Consider the following 14,727-nt stretch of genomic DNA (forward strand, 5'->3'; position numbering starts at 1 on the left):
CGGAATCGCGCGATGAATTACAGTGTCGAAGAGAAATACAACGCAGTCGTCATCACCCTCAAAGGGAACGTCATGGGCGGTCCGGACGGCGCGAAACTGCACGACACGCTTAAGGAGCTCAAGGAGCAGGAAAAAAAGAACGTGGTAGTCGATCTGTCCAAAACCAAGTTCATGAACTCCAGCGGCCTGGGCATGTTGATCAGTGCGATGACGACGATGCGGAACGCCGGCGGCGATCTGCGGCTTGCCAACGTGGCCGACCGGATCCAGTCGCTGCTCGTAATTACCAAGCTGATTACGGTGTTCAAACACTACGATTCCGTCGATGAGGCGGTAACCAGCTACGCGGACTGACGCGACGGCGGCGTCCCGTTGAGGGACGCCGCCGCTTTTTGCTTGCGCGGGGTGAAGGGGCGATCGCCTCTCGCGCCGCAGCCATACGGCCGCGCCGATCGGATACGTCCGAGGGCCAGGGCCAAGCCGGCGCACCGGTTTGAGGGGCGGCGAGGGTGACCTTGTCGCCTCCCTTTGTGTTCAAATCGAGACTATCATGCCTGTCAGTGTTGTAATCGGCTCCCAGTGGGGCGATGAGGGTAAAGGAAAAATCGTCGACCTGCTCAGCCAGGATGTGGACATCGTAGCCCGCTATCAGGGCGGCGCCAACGCCGGCCACACCATCTGTTGGGGAGACAAGACCTTTGTGCTTCACCTGGTGCCCAGCGGCATCTTTCAGGAGCATGTCGTCTGCGTTATCGGCAACGGCGTCGTCATCGACCCGGTATCGATGATGTCCGAGATCAACACGATCCGCGAACTCGGCTACGAAGTGGAAGGCCGGCTGTTCATTTCGCACAATGCGCACCTGATCATGCCGTACCACAAGAAGGTCGAGCAGGCGCGCGAGCGGTTTCGCGACGCGAACGCCATCGGCACGACCGGGCGCGGGATCGGGCCGGCGTATATGGACAAGTTCGCCCGCACGGGCATCCGCGTGGTGGACCTCCTCAACCGCGATGTCCTCCGCCAGAAGATGAAGGATGCGATCGAGGAGAAAAACGAGATCCTGAGCAGCATCTACGGCGCCGAACGCCTCGACGTCGACGCCATCATCGACGAATATGTCGAGTTCGACAAGCTCATCGACCCCTATGTCCGCGATACGACCCAGTATCTCTGCCAGTCGCTGAAGGAAGGCAAGCGGATCATGGCCGAGGGCGCACAGGGATCGCTGCTCGATGTGGATTTTGGCACCTACCCCTACGTTACCTCCAGCCACCCGACCATCGGGGGCTGCTGCACCGGGCTGGGTGTGCCGCCGACGGCCATAGACCGCGTCATCGGCATCGTCAAGGCCTACTGCACGCGCGTCGGCAACGGGCCTTTCCCGACGGAGCTCAACGATGCAACGGGCGAGCGGCTTCGCAGCGTGGGGCATGAGTTCGGCGCCACGACCGGCCGGCCGCGCCGCTGCGGATGGCTGGATCTGATCGCGCTGCGGTACACGTCGATGATCAACGGCTTTACCGAACTCGCCATCACGAAGCTCGACGTCCTTTCCGGGCTCGACGAAATCAAGGTGTGCGTCGCCTACCGGTATCACGGCAAGGAGACGACGCGTTTCCCGAGCGAGGTGCAGACCCTCGAAATCGTGGAGCCGGTCTACGAATCGTTCCCGGGCTGGTCGGAAGATATCACCGGGATCGACCGCCTCGAGGATCTCCCGAAGAACGCGCGCACCTATCTGCAATTCGTCGCGGACCAGGTGGGGGTCGGCATCAACATGATCTCCACGGGGCCCAAACGCACGCAAACCATCGCGAGCGATCTGCCGCTTCTGCACGCGGCGGAGTAGGGCTGTCGCAGGTCATCGGTCATGAGCGCCCTTCGGGCGCGGACACTGGTCATGAGCGCCCTTCGGGCGCGGTCATTGGTCATGAGCGCCCTTCGGGCGCGGACATTGGTCACTGGTCATAAGCACCCTTTGGGCGCGGTCATTGGTCATTGGCACTGGTCATGACATGCTTTGCGTGGGGGCATGAGCGCCCTTCGGGCGCGGTCATTGGTCATTGGGAACCCGATTTGAGCATTGCGTTCGACCAGTGACCAGTGACCAGTGACCAGTGACCAGTGACCAGTCACTCGTGACCCGTCGCGACTGACCCATGCCTCGTGATCAACCCACGGCCTTGCCCATGCAATCCTACCGCCTTTCGACGAACCTGAAGTATGGGCTCGTCCTCTTTGCCGTCGTCATCGCGGTGGCTTCCCTGACGTATGCGAGCCGGCTTGTGTCGCAACTGCGTGCCCGCGAGCAGAAGGTGATCCAGCTCTGGGCCGGCGCGCTGCAGGAGATCGCGCAGATGCAGGGGCAGTCGATCAACCCGCATCAGCCCGAGTTCAGTGAGCTGGCTTCGCTGCTGGTGCGGTTGCGGGCTCAACCGGATCCCGTCCTCAGCGCCGAGGAAATCGAGGATTATCTCGAGGCGATCCGCTGGGCGCAGAGCATGCCGCCGGCCGGCGAGGCCAGCTTTATCGCCAGCGCGCTGCTCATCAGCAACGACATCCCCATCCCCTCCATCCTGGCCGATTCCAGCCGCGCGATCTCGTGGCGCAATCTCCCCGAAGACATCGAAGCCATGATGGCGACCGACAGTGTGCGGGCCGTGCAGCTGCTGGCGGCGTACCAGCGGGAAATGGACGCCGCGAATCCGCCGATCCCGATCGAAATCGACGATCCCGTGCACGGCAACCTCAGGCAATACGTGCACTACAACGAATCCCGCCTCATCCGTGAACTGCGCATCTTTCCCTACGTTCAGCTGCTGATCGTCGGGCTGTTCATCTCGGTGGGGTATTTCGGCTTCTCGTACATCCGCCGCAACGAGCAAAGCAACCTGTGGGTGGGCATGGCCAAGGAGGCGGCCCATCAGCTGGGGACGCCGATATCGAGCCTCATGGGCTGGATCGAACTGCTGCGGATGCCCGACCTCGACGAAGCCCAGCGGGGCTCCGCGGTCGAGGAGATCGAAAAGGACGTAAGCCGGCTGAAACGCGTCGCCAACCGCTTCTCCAACATCGGCTCCCGCCCCCAGCTCCTCGAAACGCCGCTGGAGCCCGTCATCATGGGCATGGTGGAGTACATCCGCCGGCGGATGCCGAGCGTCGGCCGGCGTGTCCGGCTGGAGGCGCAGGTCGCCCCGGACATCGCCGTTCCGCTCAATACCGAGCTCTTCGAGTGGGTGATCGAAAACCTCCTGAAGAACGCGCTCGACGCGATCGAGTCCGAGGAAGGCGCCATCACCCTTGCCGCAACCCGGGAGGGACAGCGGGTGCACATCGACGTGCAGGACACCGGCAAGGGGATCGATCGCCGGCAGTGGAAGAACGTGTTTCGCCCCGGCTACAGCACCAAGAAGCGGGGATGGGGGCTTGGCCTGAGCCTCGCCAAACGGATCGTCGAGGAATACCACGGCGGGAGCCTGGAAGTCCTCCAGTCCCGCCTCGGCGAAGGAACGACGTTCCGGATCACGCTGCCGGCGGCGCCTCAGGGGCGCTGAATGCGGTCTTTCAGCGCGGTCGGATCGCTTGTTGTCACGGCGAGGAAAATGTCGTCGGCGCGGCGCCAGATGACGATCTTGTGCTCGTCGGACATGCTGTACAGGTCGAAATGGCTGTCGTCGGCGATGGCGGTGAGGATGTTGCGTTCCAGGAAGAGGCGGTCGGCATACCGGTCGAGCAGCGCGTAAGTGAAGGCATAGACGACCAGCCGGTCGGCCGCGTCCCCGTCGGCGTAGACGAAGGCCGGCACGAACACGTCGTGTGCGAGTTCGGCCGTGCCGGCGCCGACGAGCGTCGCGTTTTCGATCGTCGGAACGTGCAGCTTCCAGTTCAGCCGGTCCTGGATAAAGCGCTCGGCTTCCTCCGGCACTTCCGTCGTCTCGGCCACCGAGACCTTGTCGACGTGTCGGACCGCGAGGGTGATGACGTTCGGATCGGCTGGCTTGATGAGCACTTCGGAGCCGATGTAGCCGACCAGGCCGGCGGTGACGATGAGCATGATCGGGGCGATGAAGCGTTTGAATCGCCCGATCCATACGTCTTCCCGCGAGGTGTGGCTCTTCGCCTCGCGGTCGGCAGCCTCGTGGGCGAGCGCCTGCAAAATCGGCGGCGCGTTGAGCGTGGCCTTGATGGACGGTTCGAGCGTGGGCGGCACGTTGCCGAACTCGGCCTTGATGGCACGACGCAGGGTGGACGGTACCCACTCTTCCCGGTCGAAGGTGTTCAGCAGGTCGCGAATCATCGGCGAGGCCTGTGAAACGACGGCGAACTGGAAGGCGGAGCGCGCGAAATCGAGCTGCCGGCAGACCACCTCGCCGGCCTCGCCGAGGATGCGGCCGGCGTCGGCGCACGACATCCGCTCCGCATCGCACAGCATGAGGATCATCCGGTCGCGTTCTTCGAGCGAGGCGAAGGCGACGGGCGCCGCGTTGCGCAGGAACGGATCGACGAGACGCTGCTTGATGTTGTGCTGATGCGCGAATAGCCGGGGTTTTTCGCCGTCGGCCTCTGCGGCGGCGTCGGCAACCGTCGCCTCCTGCTGGCCGGCGTGGATCGCGCGCATGCGGGCGAAGAGCCAGGACCGGTCGACCGCATCGGATCCCTCGACGGCGCCGGCGTCCAGCGCCGCCAGATAGGTTTCCTCGACGAGCCGGGCGGCCTGGTCGGCGTCCAGCGTCAGGACCTGCGCCAGGGTGTACATCGATTCCAGATGCCGGAGCAGTTCGTGCGCCTCGCCGTCGTCCGTACCCTGCGCGGCATCCGCAAAAAGCAAAAAGGAAGAGAGGTCGGTGGCGGGAAACATGATGCGGCGATAATCCGGTGAACAGGGATGGGCGAGAGAACGAGTGCGCTCAGGTACGTTCGTCGATGAAAACTACATTCACGGAGCCTCCTTTGCGAATGCCCAGCAATTCGGCGGCGTTCCCGTTGTTTACGGCTATTTCCAGATGATTGCTGCTTTCGAACAGCATGAGCGGTTCGCCGGCCTGGGCGTCCGAGTAGGTGCAGGCGACGCCATCGATGATCGTGGATCCGATGTAGCATTTCACCGAGCGATCCTTCCGGCGGTCGTCGAACAGGGCGCGCGAGATATTGGTCACGCAATTTCCGAACCGATCTACGTGGACGACCCATCCCTGGATGCCCTGCTGGTCGTCGATCGGCAGCGCCCAGTGGAGCGGTTTGAGCGCCTCGATGGGGGTACCGAGATCGCGGAGGGGGGTGCCTCGGAGAATATGCGCCGCCGCCGGGGCAAAGATGTCGCGGCCATGAAAGGTATGGCTCGGAGCGGGCGTACGCCAGTAGGCCGGCCGGTCGAGCACGACCCGCTCGTCGATGGTGCGGTCGGTGAGGACGAGCGAGAACAGGCCGTTGTCGGGCCCGACGAACCAGCGATCGCCGGCGCGGAGGGCGACGGGGCGCCGGTCCGAGCCGACGCCCGGGTCCACCACGGCGAGATGCACCGTGCCGGCGGGGAAAAAATCGACCGCGTTGCGCAACACGAACGCGGCCTCCATGATATCGTGGGCACGGATGGAGTGGGTGATGTCGATCAACCGCGCTTCAGGGGCTAACCCCAGAATCACCCCCTTCATGCTCGCGACATAGGCGTCGCGAACGCCGAAATCTGTCGTTAACGTTAGAATGCGATTCACAGAAAAAACCGATGAGGCTCCGTGCCAGGTCGCCGGGAATCTACGAAAAACTCCGGATCGATCAGCTTTCAGAATTTATTGAAAATAGGAAAAGTGCGGAACTGAAATCGAACAATCCGGTCTGAACAGCAACATGGCGCGCGGGATCCCGAGAGCTTCCACGCCGCTCTCGCTGGTGCTTTTTCAAGCCATGCGCGTTTGCCTTCCGCTGCTGCTCCGCCGAATCCCAACATGTCTCAGGCCGAACACACACCAGCCTACAGCACCAACCACCAGGAGGCATTAAATCGGTTTATACTCTTCTGGGGTGAAATGGCTTCTCGGTGGGGTATCAATCGGACCATGGCGCAGATCCACGCGCTCCTGTATGCCTCCGAGGTACCGCTGGACACCGACGAGATCATGGAACGGCTCCAGATCAGCCGGGGCAATGCGAACATGAACCTGCGTTCGCTGATCGGGTGGGACCTGGTGCGAAAGGTGCATCAGGCCGGCTCCCGCAAGGATTTCTACACGGCGGAGAAGGATGTCTGGAAGATCACCGCGCGCGTGATCCGCGAGCGTGAGAAGCGGGAAATCCAGCCCGTGATGCAGCAGCTGCAGGAATGTCGCAAGATGCTCGTGACGACCGAAGAGGGTGCCTGCGAAAGCCCGGACGACAACGAGCGTCAGTTCTGCGAGCGGATCGACAACCTGATCGACCTCATGCAGGTCTTCGAGGGATTCTCCCAGGCGCTGTTTCCCTTTATCAAGGAGCGCAGCATGAGCGATGCGAAGGAGCTAATCGAGCTGGCGCGGACGCTGGTGCTGAAGGAAGTGGAGTAACCGCCGGCGGAGCCCATGGCCTCGAATCAGGAGAAGGGAAGCCGCGGTGAGGCGATCGCGGCGGAATATCTGGAGGCCCGGGGATACCGCGTCGTCGAACGCAACTACCGCGCGAAAGGCGGAGAAATCGACCTTATCTGCCGGCACGAGGAGCATGGGATCGAAACCGTCGTCTTTGTCGAGGTCAAGCTCCGGCGCACGATGGCATACGGCGCCCCCGAAGAAGCCGTCGACCCCCGCAAGCTCGCGAAGATGGAGGTTGCCGCGGACCACTACCTGCACGAACACCGGCTGGACGACGCCCGTTGCCGCTTCGATGTCGTCGGCATTCTCGCCACGCATCCGCCCCGAATCCGGCATTTCAAGGATGCGACCTGAGCGGGGCGACGGCGTGCCACGGGGCACGGTGAAGGGATGCGGGATATCGGACGCGTCTCGACCATCCGCCTTGCCTCCGAAGAGCCCTCATTTTGTCAGGTCCGTTTTGCGATAGGTATTCCCCTCCGGGCGGTATTCTTTCGGCACCTCATTGGCCATCCGCTCGAAGGCGAAATACCCGTACACCGTCACGCCGTAGGGGTCGATGATCTCGCCCTGATCGTCCACTTCCGTGGGGCCGTCGGTGAGGCGAATCCAGGAGCGTTGATCCCGCAGCGGACGGTGGGGTGAGCCGGATTGCCACGAGAGGAATTTCTGCTCTTCCCGTTCCTGGGTGTAGGTGATCTCGATAAGCCCGTGAAAGGTGAGCAGCCGCTCGGTGGGGATGCCGGCAGGTACAAACAGTTCGTCGGGCTCGATGCTGAACCGGCGGTCGTTTCGGTTGAAATCCTCGATGGAGGGGATCCGGTAAAGCTCAAATCCTTCGGCTTCGGACCGGCGATCCCAGAGGGCGAGCAGGAAGTGCCGCAGCGAGCCATAAAAAGCGGTGCGCCGATTTTCCTCCCAGTAGGCGGCTTCCTCCGGCGACGCCGGCTCCAGATCCTCGAAGAGCGGGTCGCCGTCGTACCGGATGGTGCCCCCTTCGCGCTCGAACTCTTTCAGGAAGTACTGGATGCGGTAGCCCAGCGCGCGGTTTTCGATGAGCAGCGGGCCGGCGGCGCTCGCCCTGAAGGATCCCACCCAGCTGGCGTCAAAATCCAGCACTTCGGGGTTGAGGATGACGGTTTCGCCGGCGTTTTGCGACTCGCCGATGAACAGCCGCTCGAAGGTCTCGAAGCGTTTGCGCCAGCGCCGGTCCCGCTTCGCTTCCACCGTCAGTTCGCCGATCTCGATGACGGCCGTGGGCAGCTCGAAGTCGAACGCGGCCCGGGTGGTGTCGCCGACGGCGATGTCTCTGGATGTCGTTTCGAACCCGACGATCGAGGCCCACAGCTTGTGTTTGCCGTACGGCACCCGGGCGAGTTCGTAGCGTCCATCCGCGTCGGTGACGGTGCCGATCATCGTGCGGCCGATGAAGACATGCACGCCGGGCAACGCCTCGCCCGTATCCGCGCTTTTCACCGCGCCGGAGAGCGTGCGGTAGGGCAGGTCCTGGGCGCGAAGCTCGGCTACGAAGCCGGCGGCCAGAAGCAGCGCCAGGATGCCGGGGATGAAGCGGGATGGGATGATGCGTGGGGACACGGGCCTTGCCATGCTGGTGCCCTGGTAGTACGCATTAACCCCCGATGGTATCCCCGCCGGCCGTTACCGCGACGGCCGGTATTCCTTGGGCAACTCGTCCGCGATGCGCTCGAAGGCGAAATAGCCCGAGACCGTGACACCGTACGGATTGAGGATGTCGCCCTTGTAATCGATGATCGTCGGGCCGTCTTCCTGCCAGATGAGCGAGCGCTGGAGCCGGTCGTTTCGCTTGCCGCCGACACCGCCGTATTGCTGCTGCCATCGGGCGTAGGACTCGTCCTCCAGTTCGCCCTTGAAGACGATCTCGATAGCGCCCTCGAAGTCGAGGACCTTTTCGTTCGGATTGTCGCCCGGTTTGAGCATCGAGGCAGGATCGTACGGAACGCGCGTGTCGAGGCCGTTTCCGGCGGAGCTGAACGTGCCCTGGCCGGCGGCGCCGGCGGGTTTGGCCCGCTGGAACGTCTCGAAGCCATGCTCCTTGGCCCGGCCGGAGAGCACCGCGAGGAAGAAGTGCCGCACCGAGCCGTAGAACGCCTTGCGGCGGTTTTCCTCCCACATCGCGGCTTCTTCGGCGTTGGCCGGCGTCAGTTCCTCGAACAGCGGCTCGCCGTCGTACCGGGTACGGGTGGGTTCGGCCGCGAAGTCCTTGAGGAAGTACTGCACCTTGTAGCCGAGCGCCCGGTTTTCGATGACGAGGATCTCGCCGGCGAAAGCCAGCAGCGTGCCGCCCTTGTCCGCGAAATCGAGCACCTCGGGGTTGAGGATCTTCGTCTCCTGGGCGTTGGGCGTCTCGCCGATGAACAGGCTGGTGAACCGCTCGAGCCGGCGGGCCCAACGCTTGTCGCCCTTGGCCTCGACGGTGATCTCGCCCAGCTCGGCGACGGCTTCGGCCATGCGGAAATCGAAGGTGTACAGTTTCGATTCACGGAGGATGATGTCCCGCGCCTGCGGCTCGAACCCGATGCTGGAGACGTAGAGGCGCTGCGCCCCGAGCGGAACCTTCTCGAGCCGGTAGCGGCCCTCGCCGTCCGTCGTCGTACCGATCATCGACGAGGCGATGAACACGTTGACGCCGGCGAGCGGGGTGCCGGTGGAGTCGTCGACGACGGTGCCGGTCAGCACGGCGGCGGGTTGGGGTTGCGCGAAGGCCGGCGCTATGCCGGCAGCGAGGAGCAGAAGGCCTGCTATCAGGATTCGAATCGGTCGCATGCGTCTGTTGGGAACGTGAGGCGTTTCTCGTCTCGCGGCAATTGCCGCGCCATGCCGGGAGAGATGCCCGATATGGCTGGAATTCGGGGTTTCAGGAGGCTCGTCTCGCCATGCCTGTCCACTGGATGCGGCGGCGGTGGCCACCCGGTGGGGCACTGAAACCGTCTATTATGCAGTTTCTGTGCGGGGGGTGTACTCTTTCTTCGCCCGCTGTATATTGCTTTCGCCTGATCATACATGCAACTGCGTGCTATGGTCCCGAACCTGGCCCTGTACCAGGTTCTCCGCGTTGCGCCCACCACCACGTCAGGCGTCACCCATGGCCCCTGTACCGCGCCCGCGAGGCACCTTGCACTAGAGGTCACATTGTCATAACAAAATCAGTCACACGTATGCGTAATTGCACCACCTACATTCGCACGTCCTTGCTGGTGCTGTCGATACTGGGTTTCCTGGCCATCCGGCCCATGGCGGCACAGGCACAGCTCCAGGTTGGCGCCGGCCTGGCTTTCGGCACGGAGATCGAAAAGATCGGTCTTCAACTCAATGCCAACCTGCCGGTAGCCCAGGAAGGGAAGATCCGTGGCGCGGCCGACGTCATCTTCTTCCTGAAAGACGACTTCGGCTCGGGTTCGACGCGTCTCTGGACGATCAACCTGAACGGCCACTACATCTTCATGACGACGGAGGAATTCCTCGTCTACGCCCTCGGCGGCATCAACATCGCCAACTACACGATCAAGTCGGACTTCGACATTCCCGAGATTCCGGGTTTCGGGTTTGACGCCTCGTCGACCGAACTCGGCCTCAACGTCGGTGCCGGCGGCGAGTACGGGATGCCGTTCGGCAACCTGTATGGCGAAGTGAAATACGTCCTTTCGGATTTCGACCAGCTGGTGATCAGCGCCGGCATTCGCATTCCGATCGGCGGCAGCCGCTGAGCGATACCCCATACGGCTTCGGCCTGCAGCGCGGCGTTCGACTCCGGTCGGGCGCCGCGTTTGTGTTTTCAGGGGGAGCCCCCGGGCGGGTCACTGTGCGGCCCGGATCGCGTCGAGGGTGGTGGGGTCTTCCAGGCTGCTGACGTCGCCGGGATCGAAGCCGAGGTAGGTGGCGCGGATCAGCCGGCGCATCACCTTGGCGTTGCGCGTCTTCGGCAGGGCGGAGACGAAGAGAATAGCACGGGGCTTGAGGGGCTTGCCCAGTTCGTCGACGATCCGTCGGATCAACGCGGCGCGCAGCGTCTCGTCCGGCGTGACGCCCGGTTTCAGGACGCAGAACGCCGCGACTTCCTCGCCCTTGATGTCGTGCGGGACGCCGATGGCGGCGCTTTCGGCCACGGCGTCGTGGGCATTGAGCAGGGCTTCCACCTCCGCCGGCCCCAGCCGCTTTCCGGCCACCTTGATCGTGTCGTCGCTGCGGCCGAGGATGTACCAGAGCCCGTCGCGGTCGATGGCGGCGAAGTCGCCGTGGAGCCACAGCCCCTCAAACCGCCCCCAGTAGGTATCGAGGTATCGCTGTTTGTCGCCCCAGAAGCCGCGCGTCATCCCGATCCAGGGCTGTCGGATGACGAGTTCGCCGACGGCGCCGCGGACGGGCCGGCCGGTCTCGTCCACCACGTCGGCGTCCATCCCCGGAACGGGGCCCGAAAACGCGCAGGGCTTGAGCGGTTTAAAGAAGTTGCCGCAGAGGATGCCCCCGCTGATCTCGGTGCCGCCCGAATAGTTGAGGATGGGCTTCGTTCCGTCGAGGACGTTGTGGAAGAGCCAGAGCCAGCTGTCGGGGTCCCAGGGGCTGCCGGTCGAGCCGGCGGCGCGGAGCCGGCTCAGGTCGTGCTGCTTCACCGGCTCCACGCCGTGCACCATCAGGGCGCGGATCAGCACCGGCGAGAGCCCGAGGTGCGTGACGCCATGCCGCTCCACCATCGCCCAGAGGCGGTCGACATCCGGATAATCCGGCGCGCCGTCGTAGAACACCATCGTCGCTCCGATCGCCAGGGTGCCGAAGACAAGCCACGGCCCCATCATCCACCCCATGTCGCTCATCCAGTACATGACGTCGCCGGGCTTGAGGTCCATGCTGTGGTACATGTCCTGCGCGCCCTTGATCGGGAAGCCGCAGTGGGTGTGGACGGCGCCTTTGGGTTTGCCCGTCGTCCCGCTGGTGTAGATGATCATCACGACGTCTTCGGCGGACGTGCGCTCGGTGGCGGCGTCGGGGGACTGGCCCGGGACCAGATCGTCCCACCAGATATCCCGGCCGGCCTGCATGGCCACGTCGATGCCGGCGCGGCGGTCGACGATGACGTGGCGGACGGACGGGACGTCCCGCAGGGCCTCGTCGGCCGTGTGCTTCATCGGGACGCGTTGACCGCGTCGGAACGCGCCGTCGGCGGTGAAGAGGGCGCTGGCGCCGGCATCGTTGAGCCGGGTCGCGATGGCGCTCGGGCCGTAGCCGCTGAAGAGGGGCAGGATGACGCCGCCGATCTTGACGATGGCCAGGAAGGCGACGCAGAGGGCCGGCGTCATCGGCATGTACAGCCCGATCGCATCGCCCTTGCCGAGCCCGAGCGACCGCAGGGCGTTGGCGCATCGGCCCACTTCCCGGTCCAGCTCCGCATAGGTATAGGTGCGCGTCTCACCGTCTTCGCCTTCCGATCGAAACGCGATGCGGTCGCGCACGTCCGTCGCCTGCCACTTGTCGAGCAGGTTGTGCACGATGTTCAGCTCGCCACCCACGCACCACGCGGGAAATTCGGGTCCGCGGCTGAGGTCGACGATCCGGTCGTACTTGCGGTAAAACTGGATGTCGAGGTCGTCCATGACGGCATCCCAGAACCAGGCGATGTCGGATGCCGCGCGTTCGAGGAGGACGTCGTAATCGGCGATCCCGTGCCGGCGCATGAACGCGGTCAGGTTGCTCTCCTCGATCCAGTCAGGATTCGGCTGCCACGCGATCTGCTGACCGAACGGGAAACTGTCGGGGAGGGCGCTCATCGGGCGTTGAACTTCTTGACCAGATCCTCGAGCGTATGGTGCGGCGCCTCGGGTTTGCCCCTGCCCTTGTCCTTGCCCCGGTTTTTGCCGCCGCCTTGCTTGCCGGCCGGCGCGGGCTTGTCCTCGAGCTTCATCGAAAGCCCGATGCGGTTGAGCTTTTCGTTGATTTCGGTGACGCGGACCTTGACGACCTGGCCGACCTTCACCACCTCCGTCGGGTCGCTCACGTACCGGTTCGCCATCTGCGAAACGTGCACCAGCCCGTCGCGGTGCACCCCGATGTCGACGAACGCCCCGAAATTGGTCACGTTGGTGACAGAGCCTTCCAGGATCATCCCCACCTGGAGGTGTTTCACTTCGGTGACATCCTCGCGGAAGGTCGCGTACGTGAACGCCGTGCGCGGGTCGCGGCCCGGTTTCTTGAGCTCGTCGATGATGTCCTGCAGGGTCGGCAGTCCGATCTCGTCGGACTTGTACCGGTCGAGCTTCAGTTCTTTCAGCCGCTCCGGCACGCGGGTCATGGTCTCGATCGGCACGTTGAGGTCCGCCGCCATGCGGGAGACCACGTCGTAGCGTTCGGGGTGGACCGACGTGTTGTCGAGCGGGTTTTCGCCTTCGGGGATGCGGAGGAAGCCGGCGGCCTGCTCGAAGGCCTTGGGTCCGAAGCGGGGCACGTCCATCAGCTGCTCGCGGCGGCTGAAGCGGCCGTTGGCATTGCGGTAGTCGACGATGCTCTTGGCCAGCGCCGGCGTGATGCCCGAGGCGAACCGGAGCAATTCCTTCGAGGCGGTGTTCAGGTTGACCCCGACGAAGTTGACGCAGCTCTCGACCGTCTCCTCCAGTTTCTGCCGCAGCCGCGTCTGGTCGACATCGTGCTGGTATTGCCCGACGCCGATCGACTTGGGGTCGATCTTGACCAGCTCCGCGAGCGGGTCCTGGAGCCGGCGTCCGATGCTGATCGCGCCGCGGATGGTGAGGTCGAGTTCGCTGAACTCCTCGATGGCGACTTCGCTCGCCGAATACACCGAGGCGCCCGATTCGTTGACCATCACCTTGATCGGCGGCGCCGGCATGTCGGCGATGACTTCGTTCACGAACTGATCCGTCTCGCGGCCGGCGGTGCCGTTGCCGATGGCGATGAGTTCGATCTGGTGCGTCGCGATGATGCGTTTGAGCGCGGCTTTCGCTTCTTCGCGTTTGCCCGATCCGGTATGGGGGAAGATGGCTTGATAGGCGAGGTACTTGCCGGTCGCGTCGAGCACCGCCACCTTGCAGCCCGTCCGGAAGCCGGGGTCGATGCCGAGCGTCGGGCGCATGCCGGCGGGGCTGGCGAGCAGCAATTCGCGCAGGTTGGCGGCAAAGGTCGTGATCGATTCCTCGTCGGCCTCCTGCTTCTTCTGCAGCCGGATGTCGCCCACGATGGGGTTTTTCATGAGCCGGCTGAAGGCGTCGGCGATCAGCGTGGTGTAGAAGGCGTGCAGCGTGTCGTCGCTGCTGACGATCTCTTTTTCGCCGAGAAACGTCAGCACATGGGCCTCGTCGAACGTCAGCTCCATGAAGAGGATGCCTTCGGCTTCCCCGCGCCGCAGGGCCAGCATGTTATGCGCGGCGATGGACTTGACGGGCGCCTTGAACGAGCGGTAGTTCTCGAACTGGGTGGTCCCCTCCGGATAATCGCTCTTGATCGAGGAGGTGAACTCGCCGGTCTTGAAGAGGAAGTCGCGGATGTAGGCCCGCAGGTCCGCTTTCTCGGAGATCTCTTCCGCGATGATGTCCGCCGCACCCTGCAGCGCCTCTTCGGGCGTGGCCACGCCTTTCTCGGGGTCGACGTAGGCCCGGGCCGCCTCGTCGAGCGGCTGGCTCAGCGGCGCGGCCGTGTTCTGCGACTTGATCCATTCCGCCAGCGGCTCGAGGCCTTTTTCACGCGCCTGCGTGGCGCGCGTCCGGCGTTTCGGCTTGTAGGGGAGATACAGATCCTCGAGTTCGGCCTTCTGTTCGCAGGCTTCGATCTGCTTCCTGAGTTCGTCGGTCAGCTTGCCCTGCTCCTCGATCGACTTGAGGATCGCCAGTTTGCGATCCGCGAGTTCGGTGAGGTAGGCATGCCGGTCCTGCAGGGTGCGCAGCACGACTTCGTCGAGCCCGCCGGTCCGCTCTTTTCGGTACCGGGCGACGAATGGCACCGTGCCGCCGTCTGCGAAGAGTTCGAGGGTATGGTTGACTTGCCAGGTTTCGAGTGACAGCTCACGAGCGAGAGACTCGGCGATGGTAGACATACTGGACCTTTGGATGAGGCAGAAATCTATGCGTCAGCCTGTGTCAAAGAGCGAGGGGGGGAAATGTTTCGGATGGGGAGATGGGGTGGG

12 protein-coding genes are annotated in these 14,727 nt (G+C 63.8%); 6 read left to right on the forward strand and 6 right to left on the reverse strand.

Going from position 1 to position 14,727, the window contains the following annotated elements:
• The first annotated feature begins 12 nt into the window (after positions 1 to 12).
• The 3 genes from R2834_07160 to R2834_07170 all read left to right on the forward strand — a co-directional run bounded on the left by R2834_07160 (position 13) and on the right by R2834_07170 (position 3,557).
• Positions 13 to 354 carry an STAS domain-containing protein gene (locus tag R2834_07160; protein MEZ4700092.1) on the forward strand — a complete coding sequence of 114 codons (342 nt, stop codon included), beginning with the start codon at positions 13 to 15 and terminating at the stop codon, positions 352 to 354.
• A gap of 196 nt (positions 355 to 550) precedes the next feature.
• Positions 551 to 1,852, forward strand: coding sequence for an adenylosuccinate synthase (locus R2834_07165; GenBank protein MEZ4700093.1), 1,302 nt, complete (start codon positions 551 to 553; stop codon positions 1,850 to 1,852).
• 340 nt (positions 1,853 to 2,192) lie between these two features.
• Complete coding sequence (locus R2834_07170; GenBank protein MEZ4700094.1) at positions 2,193 to 3,557, forward strand: HAMP domain-containing sensor histidine kinase; 1,365 nt, start codon at positions 2,193 to 2,195, stop codon at positions 3,555 to 3,557.
• Here the strand turns inward: R2834_07170 and R2834_07175 are convergent.
• Positions 3,545 to 4,861, reverse strand: coding sequence for a hypothetical protein (locus R2834_07175; GenBank protein ID MEZ4700095.1), 1,317 nt, complete (start codon positions 4,859 to 4,861; stop codon positions 3,545 to 3,547). The genes R2834_07170 and R2834_07175 overlap by 13 nt on opposite strands.
• 49 nt (positions 4,862 to 4,910) lie before the next feature.
• Complete coding sequence (locus tag R2834_07180; protein MEZ4700096.1) at positions 4,911 to 5,714, reverse strand: SAM-dependent chlorinase/fluorinase; 804 nt, start codon at positions 5,712 to 5,714, stop codon at positions 4,911 to 4,913.
• Between the two features lie 342 nt (positions 5,715 to 6,056).
• On the opposite strand from R2834_07180, the gene R2834_07185 reads away from it, so the two are divergent.
• Both R2834_07185 and R2834_07190 read left to right on the forward strand, forming a co-directional pair.
• Complete coding sequence (locus tag R2834_07185; protein ID MEZ4700097.1) at positions 6,057 to 6,539, forward strand: hypothetical protein; 483 nt, start codon at positions 6,057 to 6,059, stop codon at positions 6,537 to 6,539.
• Between the two features lie 15 nt (positions 6,540 to 6,554).
• A complete protein-coding gene (locus R2834_07190) occupies positions 6,555 to 6,917 on the forward strand; it encodes a YraN family protein (GenBank protein ID MEZ4700098.1) in 363 nt (120 codons plus the stop codon).
• A gap of 87 nt (positions 6,918 to 7,004) precedes the next feature.
• On the opposite strand, the gene R2834_07195 is transcribed toward R2834_07190, so the two are convergent.
• Positions 7,005 to 8,159, reverse strand: a complete 1,155-nt coding sequence (locus R2834_07195; protein MEZ4700099.1) for a carboxypeptidase-like regulatory domain-containing protein — start codon at positions 8,157 to 8,159, stop codon at positions 7,005 to 7,007.
• Between the two features lie 63 nt (positions 8,160 to 8,222).
• Positions 8,223 to 9,368, reverse strand: coding sequence for a carboxypeptidase-like regulatory domain-containing protein (locus R2834_07200; GenBank protein ID MEZ4700100.1), 1,146 nt, complete (start codon positions 9,366 to 9,368; stop codon positions 8,223 to 8,225).
• Between the two features lie 392 nt (positions 9,369 to 9,760).
• Between R2834_07200 and R2834_07205 the strand changes: the two genes are divergently transcribed.
• Entirely contained in the window at positions 9,761 to 10,309 is a 549-nt protein-coding gene (locus tag R2834_07205; protein MEZ4700101.1) for a hypothetical protein, read from the forward strand.
• 90 nt (positions 10,310 to 10,399) lie between these two features.
• Here R2834_07205 and R2834_07210 read toward each other — a convergent pair whose 3' ends face one another.
• Positions 10,400 to 12,364 (reverse strand): AMP-binding protein, encoded by a 1,965-nt coding sequence (locus R2834_07210; GenBank protein MEZ4700102.1) that lies wholly within the window; start codon positions 12,362 to 12,364, stop codon positions 10,400 to 10,402.
• A complete protein-coding gene (locus R2834_07215) occupies positions 12,361 to 14,637 on the reverse strand; it encodes a Tex family protein (GenBank protein ID MEZ4700103.1) in 2,277 nt (758 codons plus the stop codon). The genes R2834_07210 and R2834_07215 overlap by 4 nt, the downstream gene beginning before the upstream one ends.
• Between the last annotated feature and the right edge of the window lie 90 nt (positions 14,638 to 14,727).

It is taken from the genome of Rhodothermales bacterium (assembly GCA_041391505.1).
Taxonomy (GTDB): Bacteria; Bacteroidota; Rhodothermia; order Rhodothermales; family JAHQVL01; genus JAWKNW01.